Origin of the sequence: Bartonella sp. AP57NXGY (assembly GCF_042195805.1) — a bacterium.
In the GTDB taxonomy this organism is placed as follows: Bacteria; Pseudomonadota; Alphaproteobacteria; order Rhizobiales; family Rhizobiaceae; genus Bartonella.
This window is the reverse complement of sequence record NZ_JBHIOZ010000365.1, coordinates 1-1,044: the sequence shown is the minus strand read 5'-3', so window position 1 is coordinate 1,044 and position 1,044 is coordinate 1. Positions and strand designations below refer to the sequence as shown.

General features: G+C 31.8%; 1 pseudogene. It reads left to right on the top strand.

Going from position 1 to position 1,044, the window contains the following annotated elements:
• Positions 1 to 794: 794 nt before the first annotated feature.
• A pseudogene (locus ACFIL8_RS10875) lies at positions 795 to 1,044 on the top strand (hypothetical protein); the annotation flags it as partial.

Sequence of the window (1,044 nt, the reverse complement as noted above, 5' to 3'; positions counted from 1 at the left end):
TCTTTTCAGACAGGCTTATCAATTTGAAACTCTCATGGAAAAAAGAAAGGCAAGCATTGAGATGTTTTTCTTTTTTAACGGGCTGTTCTTTTTTCTGCCTGACATTTTTATAAAGACACTTCTGTGTATAGAATGTAAAACGATGCCACGTTAATCTCTATGAATAATTAAGGGGAGAGTTCTCTTCATAACAGCACTGTCACGTTGATTTATAATGATAACTCATTGTTTTTCATGAAAGATCTTACATGGAATTTCTCGTTTCAAATTTGATTATGTTGCATTAGTCAAAACCATGTCTCTTGCATATACCAAGCAGGGAAGATTGCGTGAAGTAAAAATACTTAAAGAAAGAATAAGTCTTCTTCATGAAGCGTCTCAAGTTTTAGGGGCTGTAGTAATATTGAGGGGATTAGGAAAGTGTATGATGATGTCGCTTTACTAAAAAAGAGCCGATAAATGAGTAGAAAGACGCTTTTTATCAATTTTATAAAACAAGGTGAGCACGCAGCCATGTTTTGCTGTGTTAGGCTTTTGAGTACTTTGAACCAATATTGTGGGAGTGCATTTTAAGAATTATAAAGCTCTTCTTAAAAGTGCATAAATCATTAGAGCAGTACAATTAAATACAAATTGTTTTATTTTACCAATAAAAATATCTATATTTTGTTTATTTTTTTCATAAAAATAGAATATATAGCAAATCCTGAATCAATTATATACATATTGATACAATATCGAGGGATCGATAAAAGAGCTGCGTTAAATACTGGTGAGAATAAAAGAAAGCAAGAATGAGTGATCACGATACTTTCATAGTTATAGTAGGAATAGTTATAATAGGGAGCATAATCTATAGTCTTTGGTTAGCAAATTATCAGAAAAAGCAATTAAGTGAACAACTTGAGCAATATGAGAAATTATGGCAGCTAAAAGATCGAGAGTGCGCGATATACCAAGATATTATTGCACAATGGGAACAAAGGCTTGTTAAAAAAACTCAAAAAATATCGCCAAAATGGATTAAACAATGGGATGAAGAAG